We start from the raw sequence: 26,523 nt of genomic DNA, 5'->3' as shown, positions 1-26,523 counted from the left end.
GGTTTCCTGTAACCTTAACCCTATTGGGAAGGTCGGCAAGTTATCTAGCCGAAAATTGCCGGACGAAAACTGTTTTCGGGCCATAAACTGGCCGAGTAACGCTATTGTGTGCCACTTTCCGCCTGAACCGGCAGTTTCATGACATGCGCATACTTGTGCGGATTGAAGCTCAGATAGAGCGGGCAGATGCTCGCGACCAGAACGAGGTGCATGATCCAGCCGGAAGCAAACGAACCGGTCAGGCCATGCAGGAAAGCGGTCGCGACGGGACCGAGAGCCGCGATCAGAAAGCCACCGCCCTGCATCATGGCAGCCAGTGCGCCTGCTTCTTCCGGTTTGGGCAGGTGATCGAGTGATGTAATCATGGCGAGTGCGAAGCTGCCGCCGAGACCTGCGCCGCAGATCGCAGACCAGAAGAAAGGCGAAAGCTGGGGTGCCAAGGCAAGGCCTGCGAAGCCAATTGCCTGCATAGCCAATGTCAACAGCAGCCACGGGCGGCGGTCGGTACTGTGGCGCGCGACGAGCGGCAGTCCGAAAGCCGCTAGCGCCTGTGCAACAGCCATCACCGCGACGAGATTGCCGGTGGTGGAGGCAGCAAGCCCTAGCGATTGATAATAGGGCGCGAGCCAGGCGACCATGGACGAGTAGCCCGCATTGACGAGACCGAAAGCAGCCATCAGCACCCAGGTGCGAGGGCGCCGCAGCAGGTGCCCGGTTATTCCGGATTTTTTGCCCGGCGATGACGTTTCGCGGAGAATGGGCAGTGCCGTCAGCAAAGCCAGGAAGGCGGGGATTGCAAGGACGGCAAGGGCGAAGCGCCAGTTATGCTGGCTGCCCGCAAGCCATGGCGTCAGCCGCGCGCCGAGAGCGCCGCCGCCCATTATCATGGCAGAATAGAGCCCGGTTACGGTGGCGATGCTTGACGGGAAATTGGCTTTGATGAGGCCGGGCATCAAAGCTTGAATCATTGCAACGCCAGCACCGCACAGTACGGCGGTCAACACCAGCGAAACCCCATTCGGTACAAAGCCGCGCAGGAGGGAGCCTGCCGCAAGAATGGCAAGTGCTGCGAACATGCTGCGCCGGGTGCCGAACAGCGACTGGATACGCGGAGCCGCAAAAGCGCCAAGCCCCATCAGCATCATTGGCAGGAAGGTGAGCAGGGATAACCCACCGAAACCCATACCGGTATCGGCTGCGATATTCGAAAGTACCGGCCCCGGTGCGGTCAGGAATGGACGCAGGTTGAGGCCGATCAGGACGACGAGCGTGATGAGGGCGAGACTTGCTGTGTTCTTGCTGCCGGTCGCCGGATGGATGGTAGTCTGCATGTTTCAGGCGCCAGTCTTCTTCTTGCTTTCCCATACTTGATAGAGTTCAGGATCGTTTTCCGGCGGGGAATGTTCGAAACTGATGCCTGTCTGTGCGCTGAGAGGCTTGGCGAGTTCAACGGCGATTTTCGCGGTCGAAAGGCCGAAGGGTTCGGCCTGCTCATTGGAATAGGCGAAGCGGATTTTTTTGACACCGGCCATGCGCATCGCGGCAAAGCACATGGGGCAGGGCTGGCCGCTGGCATAGACTTCACAGCCGTCGAGCCGTGGCGATTGCAACGTCTTGCCCGCCGCGCGCAGTGCCAGCAATTCGGCATGGGCGGTCGGATCGCAATCGGCCTGCATGCGATTGACGCCTGTGGCGATGACCTTGCCGCCCTTGACGACCACGGCTCCGAACGGACGTCCGCCTTGTTCGACATTGTCGAAGGCGAGCTTTATGGCCTGATCGAGATATGTGCTGTCGCTGCTCATTTCGCGCCAGCCTTCTCCAGCAGGGCCACCATCGGCGCATAGCCGCGGCTGCGGGCATGCTGAAGCGGCGTGACGCCGTCATTATCTGCCAGATTGACGTCGGCCCCGGCATCTATGAGGAGCTTCACAATATCGATATGACGCTGGCCGCCGTCGCCGAGCATGATGGCTTCGAGGAGTGCCGTCCAGCCAAGATTGTTGACGTGATCGACCTTGACGCCAGCCTCGATCAGCGTGCGTACCGTTTCGACATGTCCGCGTTCGGAGGCGGGAATGAGTGCGGTTCCGCCATAGCGATTGGTGCTCTTCAGGTCAGCACCGTGCGCAAGCGTCATCTTGAGAATTTCGAGGTGTCCGCGTGCGCTCGCATAAAGATAGGGGCTGTCCTTGATGGCATCCTTGGCATTGACGTCGGCGCCAGCATCAATGAGCGCACGGGCGACATCGACGTGATTGGCATGGGTTGCCGCCAGAAGTGCCGTCTCGCCATTCTTGCCCCGCGCTTCGAGGTCTGTTCCGGCCTTGATGGCTGCATTGACCGCCGCCAGATCGCCAGCCGCTGCGGCCTGAAGAAGAGACGTTTCGGCTTGGGCTTGGGCTGCGGCGTGGTGGCCCGGCAATGTCGGTTCGGTCATAACTATCGTCCCTGCAATCAATGCCAAGGCACTCAAGCTGAATATTGTTTGACGCATCGGCTGGTTCTCCTGCTTGTTGCGTTCATACAAGCAGGGTGTCATATTTGGAAATTAAATGTTGAACTGATATCCAGTGGGCTTATGAATACTTCTTTCAATCTCGATCTTTTGCGGGCCTTTGTGGCCGTTGTCGACAGCCGTAGTTTTACGGCTGCGGCCTTGCAGCTGCACTCGACCCAATCGACCATAAGCCAGAAGATCATACGGCTGGAGGAAGCTGTTGGACAGGCGCTTCTGGAACGTGCCCGGCATGATGTGCGCCCGACGGATGCAGGCGAAAAGCTGCTGGGCTATGCGCGCCGTATCCTGCACTTGCATGACGAGGCGGCAGCCGCGATGACCGGCACAGCACTTGCTGCCGTGTTCCGCCTCGGCCTGCCGGAAGATTTCGCCTCACGGCTGGTTACGCCTGCGCTGGCGCGTTTCATGCGCGCACATCCGAACACGAAACTTGAGGTGACGAGCGGGCTCAGCCGTGACTTGCAGAAAGGTTTCGAGACCGGTGAGTTTGACCTTGTCATGGTGAAACAAAAACGTGGCGAAACGGTTGGGACCATGCACTGGTCGGAGCCGCTGTCCTGGCTCGATAGTGCCGATTTTCCCGTTTCCCATGTTGATCCGCTGCCGCTCGTAGTGTTCCCGCCGAACGGGCTTTATCGCAGCGACATGATGGAGGCTCTCGATCGGGTGGGCAGGCGCTGGCATGTGGTTTTCACCAGCTCCAGTCTGGCGAGTATTCAAAGTGCGGTCGCCGAGGGGCTGGGTGTCAGCCTGCTGCCGACGCGTGTTGCGCTTCCCGGTCATCAGGTGGTGCCTGCCGCAGCAGGATTGCCGTCCGTCGAGCCGATGGAAATCGTCATCCGGCACATGGACAACGGCCCCGACCAGATCCGTCAGCTTGCAGAAATGCTGGCGGAGATTGTCGGAGACTGAGAAGGTCTCAGACAGGCCGCCGACCCGTGCTCTCCCTCGACAATTGCTTGCTCTGATTGATTGTATCGTTTCGAGTGTATTTCACGAAATTTCCGGTCTTTCATTCTCTGTTTAATTTCTGAAAAGCACATCCGTTTTCAGATTGACTGATTTTGTATCCAGGATATTGTGTCCAGAAAAGTTGGGAGGCTTTTCTATTGGCGGCTTTTGAATGGCGCAGTCAGACCCGTTTGCTGGACGAAGTGGCAGAGGCACTTCGTGAGCGAATCTATGCTGGTGACTATGCGCCGGGCGCGATACTCAGGCAGGAACATATAGCGGCTGAGTTCGGCATCAGCCGGACGCCCTTGCGTGAAGCCTTGCGCGTTCTGGAGCGTGATGGGCTCGTCATTCACCTGCCAGGTCGGGGGGTGCGTGTCGCTTCCGCCGATCTCACCCGTCTGATCGATGCTTATGCCGTGCGCGAAGTGCTGGACGGTGTGGCTGCGCGCTTTGCCGCCGAACGGGCGAGCGATGCGGATATTGCAAAACTGCGTGCGCATGTTGCTGGACAGGGCACGGTCGTCGATCCGTGGGACCCGAAAGCCTATACCCAGTCAAATGTCGATTTTCATATGGCGGTGATGAACACGGCGGGCAACGCTTCGCTGATCGCCTTCGTGCCGCTTCTGCGGATGACATCGCAGGTTTTTGCGCCTTCGTTCTCGTTGTCCGTTGACAGGGCGCGCGATGCGATCCGCGAACATGGAGCCATTGTCGAAGCCATCGCTTCGCGCGATGGGGAGGAAGCCGAGCGGCTGGCGCGGGCGCATATTCGCGCCACAACCGCGAGACTGGAGGCGGAAATGCCTCTTCGGGAGAATGAAAATGAAACATGAGAACAAGACGGGAGGAGCCGGCTTGCTCCGTTATGGCAATTTCATCGCAGGCGAATGGCAGGATGCCGTTGGCGGCGAGCATATCACGCTCCGAAATCCTTCCGACGGCAGCGATCTTGCGCTGATTGCGCGGGGCACCAAGGCCGATATCGATCAGGCCGTGGCGGTAGCTCGCAAGGCGCTTTCCGGCGACTGGGGCAAGCTGACCGCGACCGAGCGTGGCCGTGTGCTGCACCACATTTCGGATGAAGTGCTAAAGAATATCGATCTTCTGACTGATCTGGAATCGAAAGATGTCGGCAAGCCGGTCACTCAGGCTCGCGCCGATGTGGTTGCACTGGCGCGTTATCTCGAGTTTTATGGCGCTTCCGCTGACAAAGTGCATGGCGACACGCTGCCTTATCAGAACGGTTTTACGGTTCTGTCGATCTATGAGCCGCACGGCGTTACGGGCCACATCATTCCGTGGAACTATCCGATGCAGATTCTGGGCCGCAGCCTCGGCGCAGCGCTGGCCATGGGCAATGCAGCCGTGGTCAAACCTGCTGAAGAAGCCTGCCTGACCATCTTGGAATTTGCAAAAATTGCCGAAAAGGCCGGTCTGCCGAAGGGCGCGCTCAATGTGGTGACTGGACTTGGTGCGGAAGCGGGTGCGGCGCTCTCCGAACATCCAGACGTCAATCACATCTCGTTTACGGGGTCGGTGCGCACGGGTGAAGCGGTGCAGGCTGCGGCTGCGAAGAACACCGTGCCGGTGACGCTGGAACTCGGCGGAAAATCGCCGCAGATCGTTTTCGCTGATGCCGATCTCGACCGCGCTTTGCCGTTTTTGGTCAATGCGGGAATTCAGAATGCCGGTCAGACCTGCTCGGCGTCGTCCCGCATTCTGGTTGAGCGTAGCATTTATGAGGAAGTCGTCGCCCGCATGAGCGAGCGTTATCGCACATTGAAGGTTGGCCCGGCCAGTGCCGATCTGTCTGTTGGCCCAGTGGTGTCGCAGCGCCAGAAGGCGATTGTTGACGGCTATCTGGATCTTGCGAAAGAGAGCGGTCTGGCGATTGCTGCGCAAGGCGTTTTGGCAGAAGACGCGCCGGAAGGCGGGGCCTATGTGTTGCCGACGCTGATCCGCGACGTGCCTGCCGATCATCGTCTGGCGCAGGAAGAAATCTTTGGTCCGGTGCAGGTCATTCTGCCTTTCGACACTGAAGAAGAAGCCATCGCGATTGCCAATGGCACGTCCTATGGCCTCGTCTGCGGCATCTGGACCAATGATGGCGGGCGTCAGTTCCGCCTGGCGCGGGCCATCCATTCCGGGCAGGTCTTCATCAATAATTATGGTGCTGGCGGCGGTATCGAACTGCCGTTCGGCGGCGTGAAGAAATCCGGTCATGGCCGCGAAAAGGGTTTTGAGGCGCTTTATGGATTTGCCTCGCTGAAGACCATCTCGGTCTGGCACGGCTGAAATAGCATTTTCAGGGAAAGTGGGAACCGGTTTCCCGTCTGAAAATGCGATGAAAATAGCATTCGGGAGAAACATAGTGTCGCTTGAAGGTAAGGTCGCGCTCATCACGGGAGCAGGTTCGGGGTTTGGCGAAGGCATGGCAAAGCGCTTCGCTGATGGCGGCGCGAAGGTCGTCATCGTCGACCGCGACAAGGCAGGCGCTGAGCGCGTCGCAGGCGAAATCGGTGACGCGGCACTCGCCGTTGCTGCCGATATTTCCAGGGAAGCCGATGTCGATGCCGCAGTGGAAGCCGCTCTGTCGAAATTCGGCAAGGTGGATATTCTGATTAACAATGCCGGTATCGGCCATAAACCGCAAAATGCCGAACTGGTTGAGCCGGAAGAATTCGACCGCATTCTCGGCGTCAATGTGCGCGGTGTCTATCTGATGACGCGCAAGCTCATCCCGCATTTCAAGGGCAATGGAGAGGGCGTTATCTTGAACGTCGCTTCGACCGGTGCGGGACGTCCGCGTCCCAATCTCGCCTGGTACAATGCCACCAAGGGCTGGGTCGTTTCCGTGACCAAGGCGCTGGCTATCGAGCTTGCTCCAGCGAAGATTCGCGTGGTTGCACTGAACCCTGTTGCCGGTGAAACGCCGCTTCTCACCACATTCATGGGCGAGGACACCGAGGAAATCCGCAAGAAGTTCCGCGATTCCATCCCGATGGGCCGCCTGTTGAAACCCGACGATCTGGCTGAAGCAGCGGCTTTCCTTTGCTCGCCTGCTGCCTCTATGATTACCGGGGTTGCGCTCGACGTGGATGGCGGGCGTTCGATTTAAAAGTTGGAGGGATAGGGGAACCCATGGGTAATTTACTGAAAGCCGGTCTTATAACGGCTACAATGCTGGCATCGATCAACGGTGCCTTCGCGAAGGATACGCTGGTGGTCGGCGAAGTGCTGGAGCCGCCGGGTCTGGACCCGACCGCCAATGCCGCTGCTGGTATCCGGCAGGTTACCTATGCCAACCTCTATGAAGGTCTTGTGCGCATTGTCGAGGATGGCACGGTGAAGCCGCTTCTGGCTGAAAGCTGGACCGTCTCCGACGACAAGAAAACCTATACATTCAAGCTGCATCAGGGCGTGAAGTTTCATGACGGCACGCCGTTTGACTGCTCGGTGGTGAAGTTCTCCTATGAACGCGCAGTGGCTCCGGATTCGACCAATGCGCAAAAGGGTCTTTTTGAGCCAATTGCGAGCACGGAATGTCCTGATCCCGCGACCGCCGTTGTGACGCTGAAGCGCCCGACCTCAAACTTCCTGTTCAATATGGGCTGGGGTGATGCGGTCATGGTCGCGCCGAATTCGGCTGGCGACAACAAGACCAAGCCTGTGGGCACGGGTCCGTTCAAGTTCAAGCGCTGGGTGCAGGGCGACCGGGTCGAGCTGGAGCGCAACCCGGATTATTGGGGGGAGCCTGCAAAGCTTTCCGCCGTCACGTTCCGCTTCGTCAGCGATCCGTCGGCTGCTGCTGCTGCTATCCTTGCCGGTGACATCGACGTGTTCCCGATGTTTCAGGCACCGGAGCTGATCAGCCGCTTCAAGAGCGACGACAAGCTGCAGGTCGAAGTGGGCGATACGGCAGGCAAGGTTCTGCTGTCGCTCAACAATGCCAAGGCGCCTTTCGATAATCTGAAGGTGCGTCAGGCACTGGCCCATGCCATCGATAGCAAGGCGCTGATCGAAGGTGTTTATTCGGGTTTCGGTACGCCCATCGGCTCGCATTATGCGCCGGTCGATCCGGGCTATATCGATCTGTCGGAAACCTATCCGTATGATCCGGCCAAGGCGAAGCAATTGCTGGAAGAAGCTGGCGTTCCGGCTGGCACCTCGATCACCATCACGCTTCCGCCTCCGGCCTATGCGCGCCGCGGCGGCGAGATCATTGCAGCGATGCTGGCGGAAGTCGGCATTCAGGCCAATCTCGTACCGATCGAGTTTGCCCAATGGCTGGATCAGGTGTTCAAGCGCTCGGATTTCGACGCGACGATCATCGCGCACACCGAAGCGCGTGATCTCGATATCTATGCCCGCGACAAATACTACTTCAACTATAACAACCCGGAATATAAGGCGCTCTACAAGGCCTATGCCGAGGCTGGAAGCGATGAAGAGCAGCTCGAACTCGTGAAGAAGCTGCAGGAAAAACTTGCTGCCGACGAGCCGAACATCTTCCTCTATGCGCTGCCGAAAATCGGTGTGTGGAACAAGAATGTGAAGGGTCTGTGGAAGAACATGCCAATCCCGGCTGACGACCTGACACAAGCCTATTGGGCTGAATAACTAGCTTGCCCCGTCGTATGTCCGGCGGGGCGGTTTTACGCGAATGGCCGCGCACCCCATAAAGATAAGGGGAGGGCGTGCGGCGAGTTGGAATGTGGAAAGCGGATATCCGTCTTTTCAAGGAGGTCGCTTTGCTGGCTTATATATCCGGGCGATTGGTTTCGCTTCTGCTTACGACGCTTGCGGCTTCCGTCATCGTCTTTCTGCTGATGCAGGTGCTACCGGGGGATCCGGCGGCGGTTATCCTCGGCATCAATGCGCAGCCTGAAACGCTGGCAGCACTTCACAAGCAGCTCGGCCTCGATCAGCCGCTGTGGTGGCGCTATCTTTCGTGGATTGGCGGTTTTCTGAAAGGTGATTTCGGCACGAGCTACACCTATTCTGTGCCGATCAGCGAATTGCTCGGACCGCGCATCATGGTCACGCTGCCGCTGGCGCTTTTGTCGATGGTTCTGTCGGTCGCGGTCGCCATTCCGGTCGGCGTCTATGCTGCTTCCAAGCGCGGCAGGACCGGCGATGTGCTCTCCATGGGCGTGGCGCAGGTTGGTGTCGCAATCCCGAATTTTTGGCTCGGTCTGCTTTTGATCCTGCTCTTCGCCTTGCAGCTCGGCTGGTTTCCTGCATCTGGCTTTGCGGGTTGGGAAGGCGGCTTCTGGAATGGCATCCGTTCGCTGTTCCTGCCGGCGCTGGCGCTGGCGCTGCCGCTTGCCGCCATTCTGGCCCGCGTCACCCGCTCCGCCGTCATCGAAACTCTGGGTGAGGATTTCGTGCGGACTGCGCGTGCCAAGGGCCTGACACGCAACGCCGCACTCTGGCGTCATGCGGTGCCCAATGCGCTGATCCCGGTTGTCACCATCATCGGCCTGCAATTCTCCTTTCTGCTGGCGGGAACCATCATCATCGAAAACGTCTTCAATCTGCCCGGTCTTGGTCGGCTGGTGTTTCAAGCCATCGCGCAGCGCGATCTCGTCACCGTGCAGTCACTGGTGACGCTGCTTGCCGCTTCCGTGATCGCGGTCAATTTCATTGTCGATCTTGTCTATGGCTTCATCGATCCGCGCCTTTCGACAGGAGGCAGCCGATGAGTGAAGCGCAAGCTCTTCCGAAACCGGGTGTGTTCAAAACAGTGCTGCTGAGCCGCAGCCTGGCTGTCGGTACACTGATCACGGTCATCCTCGTCGCGATGGCCGTTATCTCCTATGTCTGGACGCCCTATTCGCCGACCGCCATGAACTTCCGTGACAAGTTGCAAGGTCCGAGTTTCAGCCATCTGTTCGGCACGGATAATTTCGGGCGCGACGTGTTTTCCATGATTATGGTCGGCGCGCGCAACTCCATCGCCGTTTCCATCATTGCCGTGCTCGTTGGTGCCGGTATCGGGATCCCGCTTGGTGCCTTCGCGGCTGCACGCGGCGGCATGGTGGACGGCTTTGTCATGCGCATGACCGATCTGGCCTTTGCATTTCCGGCACTTCTTACCGCCGTCATCATCACCGCAATTTTCGGGCCCGGTGCCGTCAATGCCATGATCGCCATCGGCATTTTCAATATCCCGGTGTTTGCGCGTGTCACGCGTGGCGCATCACTGGGCCTGTGGAAGCGCGAATATGTGCAGGCTGCGCGTTGCGCCGGGCGTGGCGATGTCTCGATCACGCTTTTGCATGTGCTGCCCAATATCAACCATGTGCTGATCGTGCAGGCGACGATCCAGTTCGCACTCGCCATCGTTGCCGAGGCGGGCCTTTCCTATGTCGGGCTTGGCACCCAGCCGCCGATGCCAAGCTGGGGCAAGATGCTCAACGATGCACAGACCTTTATCTACGACGCGCCATGGCTCGCCATTTTCCCCGGCCTTGCCATCACGCTCGCCGTGCTCGGTCTCAACATGCTGGGCGATGGATTGCGCGATGTGCTTGATCCGCGCGTCAGGAGGCAGAGATGACAACACCTTTGCTTGAAATGGACAATATGTCCGTTGAATTGCCTATTGGCCTCAAGGTCGCGGATATCGTGTCCGATATCACGTTGACGCTCAATCGCGGTGAACGCCTTGGCGTGGTGGGTGAGTCCGGCAGCGGCAAGTCGATCACTGCCCTTGCCGCCATGGGCCTGCTGCCGGACCGTATGCGCGTGCGCGGCACGTTGCGTTTTGACGGTGAGGATCTGGCAAACAAGCCGGAGGCGGAACTGTGCAGGATGCGCGGGCGGCGCATGGCGATGATCTTTCAGGAACCGATGACGGCGCTCAATCCGGTCAAGACCATAGGCGCACAGATTGCCGAAGGTCGCCGTCTGCATTTGGGCGAAAGCCGGGCCGATGCGGAGCGCAAGGCGCGCGAGTTGCTTGATCGCGTGGGGCTGCCTGCGCCGCGCTTCAATCTCGATCTTTACCCGCACCAGCTTTCCGGCGGGCAACGCCAGCGCGTGATGATTGCCATGGCTATCGCTTGTGAGCCTGATTTGCTGATCGCCGATGAGCCGACCACCGCGCTCGATGTGACTGTGCAGGCGCAAATTCTCGATCTCATGGATGAGCTGATCGACGAAACCGGCACGGCCCTGATGCTGATCACCCATGATCTTGGCGTGGTGTCAGAAATGACCGACCGTATTGCAGTCATGTATGCGGGCCGCATCGTCGAGACCGGGCGCACGGAAGCGGTGTTCCATCGCATGGCGCATCCTTATGCAAGGGGGCTGTTTCAGGCTTCTCCACATGGGGCGGCACTTGTACGCAGTCACGGCACGGGACGCCAGCGCCTTGCTGCCATTCCCGGCGTTGTGCCGGACCCGCTGGCGCGTCCGCCCTATTGCACCTTTGCCGACCGCTGCGCCTTCGTGCAGGACGATTGCCGAAGGGCGATACCGGGGCTGGATTTCATCGCCGAGAATGACGGCATCGCGCATCGCGCCGCCTGTATTCACCCGCGAGACGGCGAGGTGGTGTTATGAGCAACATGATTTTGCAGGTGCGCGATGTGGTGCGCGAATATCAATTGCCGCGGGCATCCTTCTTTTCACGAACGAGCGCGTTGCGCGTGCTGCATGGTGTGAATGTGGAGATCGAGGCCGGCCAAAGCCTTGGCATTGTCGGTGAAAGTGGTTCCGGAAAATCCACGCTGGCTCGCGCCGTGATGGGGTTGGAACGCCCGCAATCGGGACAGATTCTTATCAACGGGCAGGATATCTACGCGCTGGATCGCTCGGGCCTGCGTGAAGCGCGCAAAGGCTTTCAGGCGATTTTTCAGGACCCTTACGGCTCGCTTGATCCGCGTCATACGGTGAAGCGGATTATTTCCGAGCCGATTGTGTCGCTGGAAAGCGGCACCAGTTCCAAGGACCGCGACGACCGCGTGGCTGAAGTGCTGGAAGCCGTGGGCCTCCCAAAAGCATCGGCGGAAAAATATCCGCATGAGTTTTCCGGTGGGCAGCGCCAGCGTATTGCCATTGCGCGCGCCCTGATCACCAAACCGGCGCTGATCGTCGCGGACGAGCCGGTTTCGGCGCTCGACGTTTCCATTCAGGCGCAGGTGTTGAACCTGATGATGGACCTGCAGGAGAAGTTCGGCCTCTCCTATCTCTTTATCAGCCATGATCTTGGTGTCGTGCGCGCCATCACCGACCGTGTTGCCGTGATCTATCGCGGCAATATTGTCGAGCAGGGGCCAACGAATGAGGTCTTCGACAATCCGCGGCATGATTATACGCGTGCGCTGGTTGATGCCGTGCCAAAACCGTTTTCGGGGCGCCGCAAGCGCGTGCGACGCCCAAGCTCCATACTGAAATTGCCTGAGTGATTTGAGGAAATATCCAATGTCGAATCTAGCCGATTTGTCAGCCGTTGAACTCGTGTCCGCCTATAAGGCGAAGTCGCTTTCGCCGGTCGAGGTCACGGAAGCCGTGATCACGCGCATCGAAGCCTATGAGCCGAAGCTCAATGCACTCTGGGCTTACGATCCGGATGCGGCGCGGGTTTCGGCAAAGGCTTCCGAAGCACGCTGGGGGAAGGGTGAACCTGCCGGTCCCATCGATGGTGTGCCGCTGACGATCAAGGAAAATATCGCGACGGAAGGGACCGCCGTTCCGCTTGGCTGCGCGGCACTGCCGCTGAAGCCTGCCGTCGCCGATGCCCCGCCTGCTGCGCGCACCCGCGAGGCTGGCGGCGTGCTGCTCGCCAAGACGACCATGCCCGATCTCGGCATGTTGTCTTCAGGCCTGTCGAGCTTCCACAAGCTCGCGCGCAATCCGTGGGATTTGAACACCAATCCGGGTGGATCGAGTGCTGGTGCGGGCAGCGCCGGTGCCGCCGGTTACGGCCCCTTGCATATCGGCACCGACATTGGCGGCTCCATTCGCCTGCCTGCCGGCTGGTGCGGTCTCGTCGGTCTGAAGCCGTCCTTCGGGCGTATCCCGATCGATCCGGCATTTCTGGGGCGTGTCGCAGGCCCGATGACGCGCACGGTCGCCGACAGCGCGCTCTATATGTCGGTTCTGTCGAGACCGGATCGCCGCGACGGCATGAGCCTGCCCCAGCAGGATATCGACTGGATGAACCTCGGTATCGACGTCAAGGGCTTGAAGATCGGCCTTTGGCTGGATGCCGGTTTTGGCGAAGAAGTTGGCGAAGAAACGAAAGCTGCCGTGGAAGCTGCGGCAAAGCTTTTCGCTGATGCAGGCGCGATCATCGAACCGGTTGCGCCATTCCTGAACCGCACCATGATCGATGGTCTGGATCGTTTCTGGCGCGCACGTTCCTGGTCGGACATCAAAAAGATGACGCCGGAAAACCGTGCGAAAATACTGCCTTATATCTATCAGTGGACCGAGAGGGCGGAAGGGCTTTCCGGCGAGGAAGTCTATCTCGGCTTTGCGCAGATGGACGCCATGCGCAATGCGGCGCTTGCCGCTTCCAAGGGGTTCGATTTCATCATTTCGCCGACTGCTCCAATGCCGACCTATCCGGCGGAATGGGCCTCTCCGGTCAATGATCCGCAACGTCCGTTCGAGCACATCGCCTTCACCGTTGCGATGAACATGTCGGAACAACCCGCGATCTCGATCAATTGCGGTTACACGTCGACAGGACTACCCATCGGCCTGCAGATTTTCGGCCAGCGCTTCGACGATCTCGGCGTGCTGCGGTTGGCAAAGGCTTATGAAGAGATGCGGCCCGTGCAGAAGCCATGGCCAGTCCTCTAGATTCCGCCTCTGGCTACCTGCAAATGGTGTCGCTCTACGCTTCCGGTGCTCATGTACGTTAAGTACACTCCGCTCCGGTTCTCGAGTGCCACCATTTTCGGCTACCCATAGACGGAATCAGTCGCGCCGTAACAAAAAGGCCGTATCTGCGGCCTTTTTATTTCTTCGGGCGAAGCGGAGCACGTTCCTTGTAACGGTCCACGGCGGTCAGCTTCTGGATCAGCGGTTCGGCATCGCGCCAGTTGTAAATCTCGGTGCGCAGATATTCGAGCTCGGCTCCGAGTTCCTCTTCTCCGATTTCCGTCCACCATGATTTCGGACGTCCATCCGTGCCATCCGACCAGCGATAGCCGCGCGCCTTCAGGTGGTCTTTCATTTCGAACGGGCTGTTTTCTGCATAGATGCGCATCCGCGCGCGCTGGCTTGCTTTCAGCAATTCGGCAAAGGGCGTGGTGTCGCCAGACTGTTCTTTCAGTACCGCGAGCAGGGCCTGACAGTCATCTTCGGCTCGGTGTCCGTTGTGGAAATAGCCGCTCTGGCCGATCAGGTAGCCAAGCTTGGTGCCTTCAAAACCGCGTGCGGTCCAGTCGATCTCCTTGACCGAGCAGGCCCAAGGCTTGTTGGCGAAAGCGATTGAGAAACGCTCGAGAAACGGACGGTCAAAACCGGCATTATGCGCGATGATGATATCGGCTTCGGCGATGAGCGCATCCAGCTTCTCACGCGGGATCGTCTGGCCTTTCACCATATCGTCGGTAATGCCGGTGATACGGGTAATGTCAGCGGGTATTGGCTTGGATGGCTGCTGCAGCGCGCCGAACGTGACGCAGACATCACCAATGGAGCCGTCATCCGCATAGCGGAAAGCAACTGCACCGATCTCGATGATTTCTTCCTGCGCGGGATTGAGGCCGGTCGTTTCCGTGTCGACAACGACGCCCAGTCGCGGAAAGGCGATCCGGTCGGCATCCGGTACCGTCGGTGGCGGATCAAGCCGCTGCAGGATGCGGTAACGCCCGCTGTCTTTCAGGCGCTGCACCATTTCCGCTTCATCGATGCCGGTCGTCTTGCCGGGCTTGGCGCGGGCAGGGCGCAGTTCTGCCCGTTCCTCTCCTTCCGCTGGGGAAAGAGCAAAAAGGTCGAACTGATGGCGCATGGAACTTCTCCGCATGGGGGAACGGGTTTGGCAAAGAATGCCATTTTGCGGTGCTGCAACCAAGGCCGCAATCGTATAAGTAACAGGTAATCATCCTGTCGAGCGGTAGCAAGGCAGGGCGCTTGCGCCGGGAAAGGGTATGAGGAGGGGACTTCGTGGCAGATTATGATTATTGCGTTATCGGCGGCGGCATTGTCGGGCTTGCGACAGCAAAAGCCATGCAGGAAGCGGAGCCGGGCGCAAGGATCATCCTGCTGGAGAAGGAAAGCGATTTCGCGCGCCACCAGACAGGACACAATAGTGGCGTCATCCATGCCGGTATCTATTACCAGCCAGGTTCGTTGAAGGCGCAATTGTGCCGGGCGGGTGCGGAAGCCACGAAAGCCTTTTGCAGGCAATATTCCATTCCTTTTGAAACATGCGGCAAGCTTCTGGTCGCAACCTCTTCGCAAGAAGTCGAACGCATGGAGTCGCTCGCCAAGCGCGCGGTCCAGAACGACATCACCTTCCAGCATGTGGACCAGCAGGCTCTGCGCAAGGTCGAGCCTGCGGTTGCAGGCCTCGGGGCACTGCTCGTTCCGGCGACGGGCATTGTTGATTATGCGAAAATATCGCGGGCGATGGCTGCGGAAATCATTGAGCGCGGCGGTATCGTGCGGCTCAAGGCGCCGGTTACGGCAATCCGGGAGGATGGCAAAGGCGTTGCGGTAACGGCAAATGGCGAGACCTTGCGTGCTTCCAAGCTGGTCGCTTGCGCCGGGTTGCAGTCAGACCGCATTGCGCGGCTTGCCGGATTGGATATCAGCCATCGCATCGTGCCGTTTCGCGGTGAATACTACACCTTGCCGAAATCGAAGGCGAATATCGTCAAGCATTTGATCTATCCGATCCCTGATCCCGACCTGCCATTTCTCGGCATTCACCTGACGCGTACGATTGACGGCGGTGTCACGGTCGGCCCGAACGCAGTTCTGGGTTTTTCGCGAGAAGGCTACGACAAAGGCAGTTTCCGTGCAGGTGATGTCGCAGATATGTCGACGTTTCCCGGCTTCTGGAAGATGGCGATGAAGAACTGGCGCTCGGCTTTAGCCGAGTTCAGCAATTCCGCGTCTCGCACACGCTATCTGAAAGAGTGCCGCAAATATTGCCCGACGCTGGAGCTTGCCGATCTTGGCGCGCCGGGCGCCGGAATACGGGCGCAAGCCGTTCTTGATGACGGCACGCTGGTGCATGATTTTCTCTTCAAGGAAACGGAGAGAATGCTGCATGTGTGTAATGCGCCGTCACCGGCCGCGACGTCTTCCATACCCATCGGCCGCATGATCGCCGAAAAGCTTCTGGGGATAAATCTGAAGGTAAAAACTGCGTGAAAAGAGTTTTTCGCTGAATGATGTTGTTTTCAATTTATTTTAGCAATCGCTTATTCTCAGTGTTGCTCTTTTAGGTTTTAGTGTTCATCAATATTGCAAGCTTACAACTTGACTTTGATGCTGGTTTGTAATTGCACATTGGGTTCAATTTGAAATAGCGTTTTAGCATTCTCATTTTCAACCGATTTAGGGCCTGTTCGTGAAGTTTGTGCCGCCGCTGGTAGTATTGCTGTTTGCTGCGACGATGTTAGGCATTTGGATGCTCGACACGAAGCGCAGGCATCTTTTGCTTTTCGGCCTGAGCTTCGCCAGTTTTGCTTTCGGGCTTCTGGTTCCTATCTCGCTGATCTCGAACAACTTGACCCTGACCTCGCCGGTTGCCACGACTTTCCATTTTCTGGGCGGTTGGCTGCTTTGCGAGGGTGTCATGATACGCATGGGCGGACGTTATTCCCGCCTTGCATCGGGACTGATCGGGCTCGGTCTTCTTGGAGCCATGGCCTATTTCATTGCGAATGATACGAGCTATTCGCGAATTGCGCCTACTGTCCAACTGACTCTGGGCAGTCTGGTGGCCGTGCTTTGCATTCAGGCGCGCAATCTTGCACGCCGAAGCTGGATTGAGCGCGTGCTGTTTGGTGCATTGCTGTTGTTGATGGTGCATTTCTTTGTACAGGCTGGAATGGCGCTTGGGCTCCCCGCCGACATCACGCGGCCGTCGGAACTCATTCATTCGCGCTATTGGCAGGGCATCATGATATTCGGTGCCTTTGCGGGTGTCTTTGCCGGTCTGGTTCTTCTGGTGGTGACAACTTCGGATGTGGTCAAGGAATTGCAGGCAGAGCGTGACTCCGATCCGCTGACCGGTGTTCTCAATCGTCGCGGCCTTGAGCGTCATGCGACTATGCGTTTGGCCGAGGCCCAGCGTGGTGATCATGGGGTCATTATCGCGGATATAGATCACTTCAAGTCGATCAATGACGAGCTGGGTCATGCAACCGGCGATCAGGTGCTGGTTGAGTTTGCCTGCATTCTGCAAACAGTGGCAGCAAATACAACGATTGTCGGTCGCGTCGGTGGCGAAGAATTTGTTCTTCTGGTCCGGGGGGATGCCGAAACATGTGAGCGACTGGGCGATAGGCTTTGCGGGCGCGTGGCCCGACACAGTTTTCCCATGTTGCCTGCAGACCGCCGCATGACATGCAGTTTCGGCATCGCCATGGTGCGCGGCGCTGAAACATTATGGGAAACGGCCGCACGTGCCGATCTTGCCCTGATGCGGGTAAAGCACCGTGGACGCAATCGCGTTGCGGTGGAGGGGCTGGAATTCCCGAGCGCCAAACAGGGCGCCTATCTGCTGACCGCTTGAGTTGGTTTCCGAAGCCAGCTGAACCGGATTTTTTCATTCCGTAAAGGATTTGGTTACCATAATTGACGATGCTGGAGATGACCTTCCAGTCACCGCTTTGCCATGTCTTGTTCGTCTTTTTGCCGAACTGACATGCAAAGCGGTGCCGCGAAAGTTGATTTCCATTCGGATTTTGTATCATGGCGTGTGTAACAGAAGTGTATGGCTACGCAGCTCCGCGCAGCAACGGCATCAGACTTCCGCTCGGTTTCAAAGGTTTTACGCGCGTTGCGATTTTCGCCGCGACGGGACTTGTGGCCGGAAGCTGGATGATGACTGCGCTCGGCACGCTGGAAACGGTCGTGCCGGCCTTTGCGCCTGTTGCCCCGATCATGCGCCGTGTTTCCCTGACCGCGCCGCAGGCACTTGCCGTCGTTGATCACAAGATCGCGCCATCGCGGCGGATCAGGCAGAGCTTCATCAATGCCTACACTGCTGATGCGGCCTATTCCAACCTCGACTGGCACCGGGCCAAAAACGTAAACGATCAGCCGATCATTGCTGATATCGGTCCCGATTCCGTGATCGAGGACAAGCCAGTCGATACGGCATCCCTCATCGAATTGCGCGCTGATCGCGTCAGGCGCGACGAGCCTGTTGTGGCGAGTGTCGAGCAAAAGCAACCTGCCGCGACGGCTGGCGTGACTGTGGCTGCCTATGCGCCAGTGCCGACCGCACCGAACGCAGCGGCGGCCTTCAACAAGATTGATCCGCTTTCGCAAGCTGAAGAAATGGACGCCGTTGAAAGGCGGGCACATCTTCCTACCGGCAATGCCGTTCCTGTTCCGCAGCTTGCTCCGGATCAGAAAACCGACATGGCCGCAGAGGATGAAGCCAGCCGGGATGCATTCCTGCCCGATGATGTGCCGCTGCCGGGCGCCAAGCCTTCGCTGCGCCGCTCCCGCATGCATGAGAAGACCGAGCTCGCTTATGCGCCGGAAAGCGGTGCAACCGAAGAACCGCGTCCCGGCCTGTTCAGCCCGCTTCTCAATCAGGCTGCACGCAGCAAGGTTGCCATCTACGATATTTCTGCAGCCACTGTTTACCTGCCGAGCGGTGAGCGCCTTGAAGCCCATTCCGGCCTCGGTCCGATGCGCGACAATCCGCGTTATGTGAACCAGAAAAACCGCGGGCCAACGCCGCCACATACCTATGATCTGCGCATGCGCGAGGCCTTGTTCCATGGCGTCGAGGCGATCCGCCTCACGCCTGTCGACGGCAACAACCGCTATAATCGCGATGGCCTTCTGGCGCATACTTTCATGCTGGGGCGCCGTGGCGATTCCAATGGTTGTGTCGTGTTCAAGGACTATCCGCGCTTCCTGCGCGCCTTCAAGCGCGGCGAGTTCAACAAGATGGTTGTGGTGACACGAATGCAGTCTTCGAAGCCTGCGCGGATCGCATCGCTTTTCTGATAAATTGCTCGTCAAAACAAACCGCTAGAGCGCCGATCTGATTCAGTCTGATCGAAAAACGCTCCAATGCAATTACACAAGGAATTGTGATCCCCAATTCCTTGCGGGGCGCACCAGAATTGATAGAGGTCTTTCATCGAAACTGATGGGAGATTTTTATGAAGCTTTACTACAAGGTCGGCGCTTGTTCGCTCGCACCCCACATCATTCTGAGCGAGGCGGGCCTGCCTTATGAGCTGGAGGCCGTGGATCTCAAGGCCAAGAAGACAGCGGACGGTGGCGATTATTTCGCAGTCAATCCGCGCGGTGCGGTCCCGGCGCTGGAAGTGAAGCCCGGCACTGTCATCACGCAGAATGCGGCAATTCTCCAATATATCGGTGATCATTCCGATGTTGCAGCATTCAAGCCCGCCTATGGTTCAATCGAACGCGCACGCCTGCAGGAAGCGTTGGGCTTCTGTTCGGATTTGCATGCGGCCTTTAGCGGCCTGTTCGCGCCCAACCTGAGCGAGGAAGCGAGGGCTGGCGTCATCGCCAACATCAATCGTCGTCTGGGTCAGCTCGAAGCCATGCTGTCGGACAAGAACGCCTACTGGCTTGGCGATGACTTCACTCAACCAGATGCCTATGCGTCGGTGATCATCGGTTGGGGCGTTGGTCAAAAGCTCGATTTGAGCGCCTATCCCAAGGCGCTGAAACTGCGCGAACGTGTGCTGGCCCGCCCGAACGTGCAGAAGGCATTCAAGGAAGAAGGCCTGAACTAAAAATCACAGCCGGAGGTCCAAACCTCCGGCTGTTTTATTGCCTGAGTTGCGGATGCCGTAACCGGTTTACCGTCTTGAAAGAGGTAACTCGCGTCTGTTGTGGGGAAAATAAAATGGCGGGCCGAGAACGACGAAACGGAGAACTACGTCTACGCTATAGCCCTCTGAGCAAGTGGCATCGGCCCATTTTCGCAAGCCTGCCTCCAGGGCCTTATCTGCAAAGACCGCTTTGGCGCTGCTCGCTCGGATGCGCTACAGGTAGCTCGTCACTTGTGGCGGATGCTCGTAGTCGTCTTCCGCCCCATTCTGATATGTGACCGGCAACGCCGCCAATTGCTCCGGCGACATTCCTAAGGTCGGGACGCTCACCGCAACCAGCGCACCGCCGTCCATCGACACATCGCCGTGTAGCTTCTCCCCGCAGCGCATGCAGTAATGGTGCTTGATCGTCCGGCGTCCGAACTCGTAAGTCCCCAACGCGTCCGCGCCGCTGTCGAGTGTGAAAGCTTCGGCGGGGACTAACGCCTTCCAGAAACGGGTGGGTTGGCAGATCGAACAGTTGCAGCGGCTAGTCTCGATAGCCTCGTCGAATCGCACGGTGAAGGTCACCGCGCCACAGTGACATTTGCCGTTGAAGGTCTCAGCCATTGCGGACCTCCAGATAATCGCCGAGCCGCGCCAGGCATTCCTCCCAACCGCTCTGCTCGTTGTCTCGATCCTCTTTCGACGCATAAGGGGTGTTGCTGAATGTCAGCATTGTTCCCGCGCCGTCGGGCATCAGTTTCACCGTGATCGTCCGCTCCTGGTCGTCTTCGCCGTCCTCCCAATTGAAGGTGAACTGAAGCCGCCGGTCCGGTTCGATGTTCAAATACCTTCCTGACTGACCGAGCGACTCGCCGTCGTTGGTTATCACCGCTTGCCAAACGCCGCCTTCGCGCACGTCGGCTTCGTAGATCGTGGCCGTGAAATCCTTCGGGCCCCACCAACGCCGGGTTTCGTCAGGGTTGCTCCACGCGGCGAAGACCTCGCTCGGCGAGGCGTCGTAGCTCTTGGTCACGGATACTGACAGGGCGGTCATATCGGCTCCTAGTTTGCTCCACTTAACACCTTGCCCAGCGACCGCGTTCCCCGCCGGCGATTAATCGCTGGCCATCGAAGATCGCATCCTCGCCCGCCGCAGGTTGAATGCGCGGATCGGATGTCGCCTTTTGCAAGCCGGCGTCGCGGGTCTTGCGGTCCGACCACCAGACCTAGGACACGATCACTGTCTCGTCCGCCGCCGCGTTCGCAGCCTTGCGGAAGTCCGGCAGGACGACGTTCTCATAATCCGGCCGCGCACCCTCGGCATGGAAGTCCGTCGCGTCGTCCTGGTCGGCCGCCTGCCAGCAATCCACGACACGCAGAGCGCCGTGCTCGCAATAGACGGCTGCGACCTTTGCCGAGAAGGCGATATAGGCTGCCTTGCGTTCGGTCTTGACCGGCGTGATGGTGATCCGTGAATGGCATGTCGTTCGATTTCCTCAGAAACCCTGCTCCCTGAACAGCGCTTCGATGTTGTTACCGTCCGGATCAAGTATGAAGGCGGCATAATAGCCGGGCGGGTTGCCTTCGGAGGTCGGCCGGATACCCGGCGCGCCGTTATCGGTCCCGCCCGCCGCCAGCGCGGCCGTGTGAAAGGCGTCGACTTCCGCCCGGCTGCCGGCGCGGAAGGCAGTGTGGTTCCGCTGGCCGTGCGGATGGGCGATGTCAATCCAGAAGACCGGAAATACAGAGCCATAGCCGATCCCGCCAAGGGCCTCGCCCGGCGCTGCGAACGCGCCCTCCGGCGACACCTGCATGAGGCGTCGCATTCCGAGCGCGCCGAGCGCGGCGTCGTAGAAGCGCGCAGAGCGATTGAGATCGGCGACGCCGATCCCGGTGTGGTCGATGCCGAAACCTTCGCCGCTCACGGCGTCAGGTCCGTCGCGGCGCGGCCGCTTCCGTCCATCATCAGCGGGAAGGAGGGGTGTTCGTGGACGATGCGCCAGCCGTCGTCCGTCCGGCCCAGAACGGTGGTGATGCGCGACCACTGGTCGAGCGGCCCTTCGCCCTTCTTTTCGCCGCGCATGTTCTCGAAACCGTAGACGACCGCGAGATCGCCTTCGATGACCATTGTTTCGTGATGAAGCCGCACCTCCACCGGCCCGTCCCATGTGTCGAACCAGGCGCGGAGGCCCGCCGCGTCGTGCGCCTCGGTGCCCCGATAGGCGAGCGGCGGCGGGAAGTCGTAGAGGACGACGTCCTCCGCAAGCGCCGCGAGCGCGGCTACCGCATCCCCACGCAGGACCGCTTCCTCACGGGCCTTGAGAAGGGTAAGGACCGCCTGCCTATCGTCTGTGGTCATCGTCCGTCCTCCTCAATCTCCACGTCCCGCGCATAGATAGAGTCTTTCAGCTGGTTGTTGCAGCGGTGAAAACCGCCAACTGAGCGTCGAAGGCACGTTTGTAGGCGGGCCGCCCTGCTGCGCGAGCGATGTAAGCGGAGAGATTGGGATACTCATCGACAATGCCCGTTCCATCCAGCCGGCGCAGTACCAACACCATCAGCAGGTCGGCTGCGCTAAATTCACCATCAAGCCAGTCGGCATCACCAAGGCGGTTGGAGAGCTGGCGCAGCCGCTCACGGACGCGATCTTCGATCATTGCAAGATGCTCTTCGTACCAGATCTTGTCCCTCTCCGTGTATGCTGCCTGTTCCCGCTCGACGATTATCGGCTCCACGGTGTTGAGCGCGGCAAACATCCAGGTGATCGCGCGCGCCCGTGCATTCGCTTCGTCCGGCACCAGGCCCGCATGGCGCTCAGCGATATGGAATATGATCGCGCCGGACTCGAAGAGCGCGAGATCGCCTTCTTCATAAGTCGGAATCTGCCCGAAAGGATGAAGCGCCAAGTGAGCGGGCTCCTTCATCTCCTCGAACGAAAGCAGACGAACGTCATAGGGCTGTCTCACCTCTTCAAGCGCCCAGCGCACCCGCATGTCCCGCGCGAGCCCCCGGCCCTTGTCGGGCGACTGTTCGAAGGCGGTGATCACAGGGGTCATGGGACGGCTCCGATGGTGGTGCATGGGCGCGTTGCAGGTCTCAATCGTCGAGCCTAGGATACCAGTCGGTGCCGCGCCCTTCCGGCGTGGTGTCAAGCAGCACCCAGAGCGGGTTCATGTCAGGCGCGCTGTGCGGGTCCTGGCCCGCATCGGCGATCTCCATGCCGCCTTCACCCGAATAGAAATGGCGCACCGTGCCGTCCGATCCCTTGCGGAAGACGATGTAAGCCGGTTCGTCGGCATCGCGGTCGCTGTTGTAGTCAGCCCAAAAATCGCCGGACGGATCGCTGTAGAATTTCATACCCGTCCAGCCGCGATCGCGCGCATAGTCGAGAATGCGCGCGATCGGCGAGCGGGCGACAACCGCGAGGGCAACGCGCTTCTCGATATGGCGAGCCTCGCCATCCCAAGCATCGAGCATAGCCGAGCACATCGGACAGCCGGCCCCGCGCCCGGGTCCGTACATCATGCCGTAAACGATCAGCGTGTCGTGGTCGCCGAACATCTGCGACAGCGTCACCGGCCCGTCCGCGCCATCGAAGCGATAATCCTGCGGAACCTCGCCGCCCGGCGGCAAGGCACGGCGCTGGGCGGCGACGCGCTGGATGTGCCGGCGAAGCTCGATCTCCTCGGCCAGGAGTGCGGTACGCGCCTTGCGGTATTCGGCGCTCTCGTTCGGCCAAGCCGCTGGCTTCAGCGCGGCCAGGTCATGAGCGGGTTTTAGGTTTTCGATCATCATCCAATCCTCTCGTCATCGTTTGCATGTCAACCCTGTGCCTCACGATACCATTGGCGACGACAGCCAGCAGATCAGCGGGTGACGTCCGGTCCGACAAGAACCTCGTCGGTGGTTGGCATCGAATGATGCTCATGGACGATGATCCAGCGACCGCCCATCCGCTCGAAGCACGTCGTGAGGCGGAAATCGAGAGGGCCAGCGGTTGTCCCGTCGCAATGGATCTCGCAGCTCGCAAAGGCGGCCTCGGTTCCTGCGGTCACCCGGATTTCGCCCGGCCGAAACGTGACCGCCCCGCGGCGAGAGGCATCGAAAAAGTCCCAGGTTCTTCCATAGGCTTCGATGCCCTTTACCGTGTTCGGGAAGTCGAACATCAGCAGGTCCTCGGCATGGTCGGCCAAGATGCCGGCGCGGTCTCCCTTGGCGACAGCCTCCGTCCAGGCAAGATGACATCCCTGATCGCATCCGTATCGTTCATCCGTTCGACCTCATTGCGATAATTGCGCCGGGGACGAGTTAGCCAGCGGCTGGCGAGTCGATCACCCATGTGACGCCGAAGCGGTCCGTCGTCATGCCGAAGCCTTGCGACCACGGCTGCGGCGCGAAGGGCATGAGCACCTCACCACCTTCGGATAACGCCTCGAAGATGCGGCGGGCGTCCTCGACAGAGTCGGCGGAAACGGTGACGCTGTAGCCCTTGCGTCCGGAAAAATCCTGCATGTCCTGGCACATCAGCGCCTGGTCGCCGATATCGATCCAGGCATGGACGATGCGGTCGAGGCGGTCTTCGGGGACGCCTTCGGAAGCCTCGGGCATGTCGCGATGGCTGATCATGCCGCGGATCTCGCCACCCAGAATGCTGGCATAGGCGGTGAACGCGTCGCGGCAATCGCCGTCGAAATCGATGTTGGCAACGACTTTCATGAAAACCTCCATACGCACGCTGTGCAACGGTTGTAGAGGGGAGTTATTCGAGAATGTGACCGGTGATATCTCCCATGTCGGACTCACATTTCGTGGCCGCGACCGCACCGGCCATCACGCCTGCATGGCTTTCGGCGGCTCGGCCAGCGTCAGGCGGTTGCCGTCAGGATCGTCGATCTGCGCGATAATCCCGAAATCGCCCTGGATGTCCTCGCCAAGCGTGAGGCCCGCATCCGCCAGCGCCCTTCGCGCCGCCGCCATGTCCGGCGTCACGAGGGTGACCTCGCTCGATCCGGCCTTGCCGGCATCGTGCGCGACCTGGAGGCCAGCGCCGGCAAGATTACGCCATTCGATGAGGCCATCCATCGGCCGGTCGTCGGGAGCGCGGCCGATCAGCGCGGTGTAGAAAGCTTCGGATGCGTCCATGTCGGCCGTCGAAACGACGGCGAAGAGTCCCTGGATGTTCATGACGCCATGTCTTTCCTGGTTTCGTCGCCTTTGGCGAAATGGGCGATCTGGTCATTACGGGCTTTTTCGAAGGCGGGGCGAGCGCAGACGCGCTCCACATAGGCCGCCGTTGCCGGGCGGTCGCCAAGCTTGCGCAGCTCGGGCAGACGCAAGACGTCCGCCATCAGGATGTCGTCGACCGTGAAGCGCGATGCGGCTAGCCATTCGCGGTCCGCCAGAACCGTTTCGATCTGATCGAGCCGCTTGGAAGCCCAGTCCTTGAGGCCGTTCTCGGGGTCGCCCGAAACCGAAAGGAACCACCATGGGACCGTGACGATCTCGATCGAGTTGAGCCCGGCGATTACCCATTCGAGCGTCTCCGCCCCACCCTGCGCATCGCGTGGCATCAGCGCCTCGCTCTTGCGCGCAAGGTGCAGGAGGCACGCGCCGCTTTCGAAGATGGTGACACCGTCGTCTTCGAGGAACGGCACCTGCGCAAAGGGTTGTCGGGCGATGTGATCGGGCCCGCGCTCTTCGAAGGAGACGCTCCTGACAGCGTAGTCGAGCCCGGCCTCTTCGAGCGCCCAGCGCAGCCTGAGGTCGCGCACATAGCCGCGTGGGCCGTCCTCGCCGCCGGGCACCCAGTCATAGGTCCAGACGATCATCGGCGTTTGCTCGCGATGCTCGCTCGTCGGCATGGCTGGCCTCCGTATTGCTTGGTTAATACTTTCTGACCGGTAGGGTTGCCGGCCTTTGACTATGCTCCCTCCAACAGTCCCACCTTATTGCCCTCCGGGTCCTCAAACTGCGAAAAGCGAAGGGATTCGAAGCCTTCGACGTAAACCGGGTCGGACACGTCTATTCCCTCCCGCCGCAGTCGCGCGATATGTGCATCGAGATCAGTGATATGCAGCGTTACCGTAGCCGCTCCCGATTCTTCGGCGTTGTCGAGCACTTGAAAGAGGGCGCTATCGGTCAAATCCCATTCGTGGCAGCTCGTCATCGGTTCGCGGTCCCATTTTCGCTCGAGCAGGGTGCTCCACCATTGGGACTGAGCTGAGAAATCTCTTGCATTGACGCTTATGAATACAGTCTCGATCTTCATGAGGGCCCGTCTCCTCCACAAGGCTTGAACATTACAGTTGATATCAACACATAACCCTTCATGCCGACTTCGGTTCCCTCCAAAAACGCCGCTCCCCACGAGACCACGCTGTTCGTGCGCGATCATTGCCTGTGTCTGCACACGCAGCGCGCCGCCCGCGCCCTCGCGCGACGGTTCGACGAGGCTCTACGCCCGCTGGGGCTGAAAAGCGGCCAGTTCTCGCTGCTGATCTCGCTCAACCGGCCCGAGCCGCCGACGCTGGGATCGGTGGCGCGGCTTCTGGCGATGGACCGCACGACGCTGACCGCGAACCTCAAACCCTTGGAACGCGACGGGCTGTTGCAGGTCCGCCCTGACGAAAAGGACAGGCGCGCGCGCCGTCTGGTGCTGACAGATAAAGGCCGCGAGCTTCTGGTGCTCGCCGTGCCGGTCTGGGATGAAACCCACCGGGACATCGAAGCCGCGATTGGCGGCGTGGACGCCGACCGCCTGCGCGGCGATCTGAACAGGATCGTATGGGAAAGGTAAAGGTGACGGATCGTGCAGCCCCCGATGGCAATGGTCCTCGAAAGTGCGGGCGCGATGGGCGAAATCGAGGCCACGCTTGCAAGCGTCGAAAACAATGGCAGCAGGTGCGTCGTGCAGCCTTGGGAGTTGACGGGCTATGGGCGAATGGCGTTTTTCACCAACCCGGACGGCAACCGCATCGAGAACAAGGCGGCGATGATCATCAGGAAGCCAAGGCCGACGAGGATGATGCGCATAGCGCCTGCTCCGATCAGGATGTCGACGCTGTGGCGTCGAACGGCAGATCAACGCGC

Annotated in this window: 31 protein-coding genes; 15 read left to right on the top strand and 16 right to left on the bottom strand. The window is 59.5% G+C overall.

The genetic code is table 11. The features are described 5' to 3' along the window. Positions 1-101: 101 nt before the first annotated feature. From LJ361_RS20200 to LJ361_RS20190, 3 genes are read right to left on the bottom strand one after another with little or no spacing between them, the layout of a single operon-like run. Complete coding sequence (locus tag LJ361_RS20200; RefSeq protein ID WP_010659359.1) at positions 102-1,331, bottom strand: cyanate transporter; 1,230 nt, start codon at positions 1,329-1,331, stop codon at positions 102-104. A gap of 3 nt (positions 1,332-1,334) precedes the next feature. After that, entirely contained in the window at positions 1,335-1,805 is a 471-nt protein-coding gene (locus tag LJ361_RS20195; RefSeq protein ID WP_010659360.1) for a nucleoside deaminase, read from the bottom strand. Further along, the gene (locus LJ361_RS20190; RefSeq protein WP_264812181.1) at positions 1,802-2,440 is read right to left on the bottom strand and encodes an ankyrin repeat domain-containing protein; all 639 of its coding nucleotides are present in this window, start codon (positions 2,438-2,440) and stop codon (positions 1,802-1,804) included. Before LJ361_RS20190 ends, LJ361_RS20195 begins: the two co-directional genes overlap by 4 nt. A 141-nt stretch (positions 2,441-2,581) precedes the next feature. Here LJ361_RS20190 and LJ361_RS20185 point away from each other — a divergent pair, with 141 nt between their 5' ends. The 10 genes from LJ361_RS20185 to LJ361_RS20140 all read left to right on the top strand — a co-directional run bounded on the left by LJ361_RS20185 (position 2,582) and on the right by LJ361_RS20140 (position 13,297). Next, the gene (locus LJ361_RS20185) at positions 2,582-3,433 is read left to right on the top strand and encodes a LysR family transcriptional regulator (protein WP_010659362.1); all 852 of its coding nucleotides are present in this window, start codon (positions 2,582-2,584) and stop codon (positions 3,431-3,433) included. Between the two features lie 197 nt (positions 3,434-3,630). After that, positions 3,631-4,311, top strand: coding sequence for a GntR family transcriptional regulator (locus tag LJ361_RS20180; RefSeq protein WP_010659363.1), 681 nt, complete (start codon positions 3,631-3,633; stop codon positions 4,309-4,311). After that, positions 4,301-5,773, top strand: coding sequence for an aldehyde dehydrogenase family protein (locus tag LJ361_RS20175; RefSeq protein ID WP_010659364.1), 1,473 nt, complete (start codon positions 4,301-4,303; stop codon positions 5,771-5,773). The genes LJ361_RS20180 and LJ361_RS20175 overlap by 11 nt, the downstream gene beginning before the upstream one ends. A gap of 76 nt (positions 5,774-5,849) precedes the next feature. Further along, positions 5,850-6,596, top strand: coding sequence for a glucose 1-dehydrogenase (locus LJ361_RS20170; RefSeq protein WP_010659365.1), 747 nt, complete (start codon positions 5,850-5,852; stop codon positions 6,594-6,596). Between the two features lie 23 nt (positions 6,597-6,619). Beyond that, positions 6,620-8,098, top strand: coding sequence for an ABC transporter substrate-binding protein (locus LJ361_RS20165; RefSeq protein WP_010659366.1), 1,479 nt, complete (start codon positions 6,620-6,622; stop codon positions 8,096-8,098). Between the two features lie 131 nt (positions 8,099-8,229). Next, complete coding sequence (locus LJ361_RS20160) at positions 8,230-9,183, top strand: ABC transporter permease (protein WP_010659367.1); 954 nt, start codon at positions 8,230-8,232, stop codon at positions 9,181-9,183. After that, positions 9,180-10,040, top strand: a complete 861-nt coding sequence (locus LJ361_RS20155; RefSeq protein WP_010659368.1) for an ABC transporter permease — start codon at positions 9,180-9,182, stop codon at positions 10,038-10,040. Before LJ361_RS20160 ends, LJ361_RS20155 begins: the two co-directional genes overlap by 4 nt. Further along, the gene (locus LJ361_RS20150; RefSeq protein WP_010659369.1) at positions 10,037-11,050 is read left to right on the top strand and encodes an ABC transporter ATP-binding protein; all 1,014 of its coding nucleotides are present in this window, start codon (positions 10,037-10,039) and stop codon (positions 11,048-11,050) included. Before LJ361_RS20155 ends, LJ361_RS20150 begins: the two co-directional genes overlap by 4 nt. Beyond that, positions 11,047-11,895 (top strand): ATP-binding cassette domain-containing protein, encoded by an 849-nt coding sequence (locus LJ361_RS20145; protein ID WP_010659370.1) that lies wholly within the window; start codon positions 11,047-11,049, stop codon positions 11,893-11,895. The genes LJ361_RS20150 and LJ361_RS20145 overlap by 4 nt, the downstream gene beginning before the upstream one ends. Before the next feature lie 16 nt (positions 11,896-11,911). Then, positions 11,912-13,297, top strand: coding sequence for an amidase (locus tag LJ361_RS20140; RefSeq protein ID WP_010659371.1), 1,386 nt, complete (start codon positions 11,912-11,914; stop codon positions 13,295-13,297). Between the two features lie 157 nt (positions 13,298-13,454). On the opposite strand, the gene LJ361_RS20135 is transcribed toward LJ361_RS20140, so the two are convergent. Beyond that, complete coding sequence (locus LJ361_RS20135) at positions 13,455-14,453, bottom strand: 3'-5' exonuclease (RefSeq protein ID WP_010659372.1); 999 nt, start codon at positions 14,451-14,453, stop codon at positions 13,455-13,457. A gap of 155 nt (positions 14,454-14,608) precedes the next feature. On the opposite strand from LJ361_RS20135, the gene lhgO reads away from it, so the two are divergent. The 4 genes from lhgO (at position 14,609) to gst (ending at position 19,410) form a co-directional block, all read left to right on the top strand. Further along, positions 14,609-15,823, top strand: a complete 1,215-nt coding sequence (lhgO, locus tag LJ361_RS20130; RefSeq protein WP_010659373.1) for an L-2-hydroxyglutarate oxidase — start codon at positions 14,609-14,611, stop codon at positions 15,821-15,823. Positions 15,824-16,022: 199 nt separating this feature from the next. After that, positions 16,023-17,192 carry a GGDEF domain-containing protein gene (locus LJ361_RS20125; protein WP_029376031.1) on the top strand — a complete coding sequence of 390 codons (1,170 nt, stop codon included), beginning with the start codon at positions 16,023-16,025 and terminating at the stop codon, positions 17,190-17,192. 179 nt (positions 17,193-17,371) lie between these two features. Next, the gene (locus LJ361_RS20120) at positions 17,372-18,646 is read left to right on the top strand and encodes a DUF2778 domain-containing protein (RefSeq protein WP_029929381.1); all 1,275 of its coding nucleotides are present in this window, start codon (positions 17,372-17,374) and stop codon (positions 18,644-18,646) included. 158 nt (positions 18,647-18,804) lie between these two features. Further along, on the top strand, positions 18,805-19,410 hold the full coding sequence (gene gst / locus LJ361_RS20115; RefSeq protein WP_010659377.1) for a glutathione transferase: 606 nt from the start codon (positions 18,805-18,807) through the stop codon (positions 19,408-19,410). A 252-nt stretch (positions 19,411-19,662) separates the two neighbouring features. Here gst and LJ361_RS20110 read toward each other — a convergent pair whose 3' ends face one another. The 12 genes from LJ361_RS20110 to LJ361_RS20055 form a co-directional block, all read right to left on the bottom strand. Beyond that, positions 19,663-20,058, bottom strand: coding sequence for a GFA family protein (locus tag LJ361_RS20110; RefSeq protein WP_264812180.1), 396 nt, complete (start codon positions 20,056-20,058; stop codon positions 19,663-19,665). Next, positions 20,051-20,488: an SRPBCC family protein gene (locus LJ361_RS20105; protein ID WP_264812179.1), complete on the bottom strand. Its 438-nt coding sequence runs from the start codon at positions 20,486-20,488 to the stop codon at positions 20,051-20,053. Before LJ361_RS20105 ends, LJ361_RS20110 begins: the two co-directional genes overlap by 8 nt. Positions 20,489-20,660: 172 nt before the next feature. Continuing rightward, positions 20,661-20,861: a DUF1428 family protein gene (locus tag LJ361_RS23665; RefSeq protein ID WP_413775059.1), complete on the bottom strand. Its 201-nt coding sequence runs from the start codon at positions 20,859-20,861 to the stop codon at positions 20,661-20,663. 69 nt (positions 20,862-20,930) lie between these two features. After that, positions 20,931-21,359 carry a VOC family protein gene (locus tag LJ361_RS20095; protein WP_264812177.1) on the bottom strand — a complete coding sequence of 143 codons (429 nt, stop codon included), beginning with the start codon at positions 21,357-21,359 and terminating at the stop codon, positions 20,931-20,933. Further along, positions 21,356-21,793, bottom strand: coding sequence for a YybH family protein (locus LJ361_RS20090; RefSeq protein ID WP_264812175.1), 438 nt, complete (start codon positions 21,791-21,793; stop codon positions 21,356-21,358). Before LJ361_RS20090 ends, LJ361_RS20095 begins: the two co-directional genes overlap by 4 nt. A gap of 46 nt (positions 21,794-21,839) precedes the next feature. After that, on the bottom strand, positions 21,840-22,490 hold the full coding sequence (locus LJ361_RS20085) for a glutathione S-transferase family protein (protein ID WP_264812174.1): 651 nt from the start codon (positions 22,488-22,490) through the stop codon (positions 21,840-21,842). 40 nt (positions 22,491-22,530) lie between these two features. Further along, entirely contained in the window at positions 22,531-23,229 is a 699-nt protein-coding gene (locus LJ361_RS20080; protein ID WP_264812173.1) for a DUF899 family protein, read from the bottom strand. Positions 23,230-23,300: 71 nt separating this feature from the next. Beyond that, positions 23,301-23,627 carry a nuclear transport factor 2 family protein gene (locus LJ361_RS20075; RefSeq protein ID WP_264812171.1) on the bottom strand — a complete coding sequence of 109 codons (327 nt, stop codon included), beginning with the start codon at positions 23,625-23,627 and terminating at the stop codon, positions 23,301-23,303. A gap of 115 nt (positions 23,628-23,742) precedes the next feature. After that, positions 23,743-24,150: a VOC family protein gene (locus LJ361_RS20070; protein WP_264812170.1), complete on the bottom strand. Its 408-nt coding sequence runs from the start codon at positions 24,148-24,150 to the stop codon at positions 23,743-23,745. Positions 24,151-24,264: 114 nt separating this feature from the next. Further along, positions 24,265-24,618, bottom strand: coding sequence for a VOC family protein (locus tag LJ361_RS20065; RefSeq protein WP_264812169.1), 354 nt, complete (start codon positions 24,616-24,618; stop codon positions 24,265-24,267). Beyond that, positions 24,615-25,295, bottom strand: a complete 681-nt coding sequence (locus LJ361_RS20060; protein ID WP_264812168.1) for a glutathione S-transferase family protein — start codon at positions 25,293-25,295, stop codon at positions 24,615-24,617. The genes LJ361_RS20065 and LJ361_RS20060 overlap by 4 nt, the downstream gene beginning before the upstream one ends. 59 nt (positions 25,296-25,354) lie before the next feature. Beyond that, a complete protein-coding gene (locus tag LJ361_RS20055) occupies positions 25,355-25,702 on the bottom strand; it encodes a VOC family protein (protein WP_264812167.1) in 348 nt (115 codons plus the stop codon). A 60-nt stretch (positions 25,703-25,762) separates the two neighbouring features. Here LJ361_RS20055 and LJ361_RS20050 point away from each other — a divergent pair, with 60 nt between their 5' ends. Then, positions 25,763-26,230: a MarR family winged helix-turn-helix transcriptional regulator gene (locus LJ361_RS20050; RefSeq protein WP_264812166.1), complete on the top strand. Its 468-nt coding sequence runs from the start codon at positions 25,763-25,765 to the stop codon at positions 26,228-26,230. Positions 26,231-26,523 lie beyond the last annotated feature (293 nt).

The organism is Brucella sp. JSBI001, assembly GCF_026014005.1.
GTDB classification, from domain to species: Bacteria; Pseudomonadota; Alphaproteobacteria; order Rhizobiales; family Rhizobiaceae; genus Brucella; species Brucella anthropi.
This window is presented reverse-complemented; position numbering and strand designations above follow the sequence as displayed.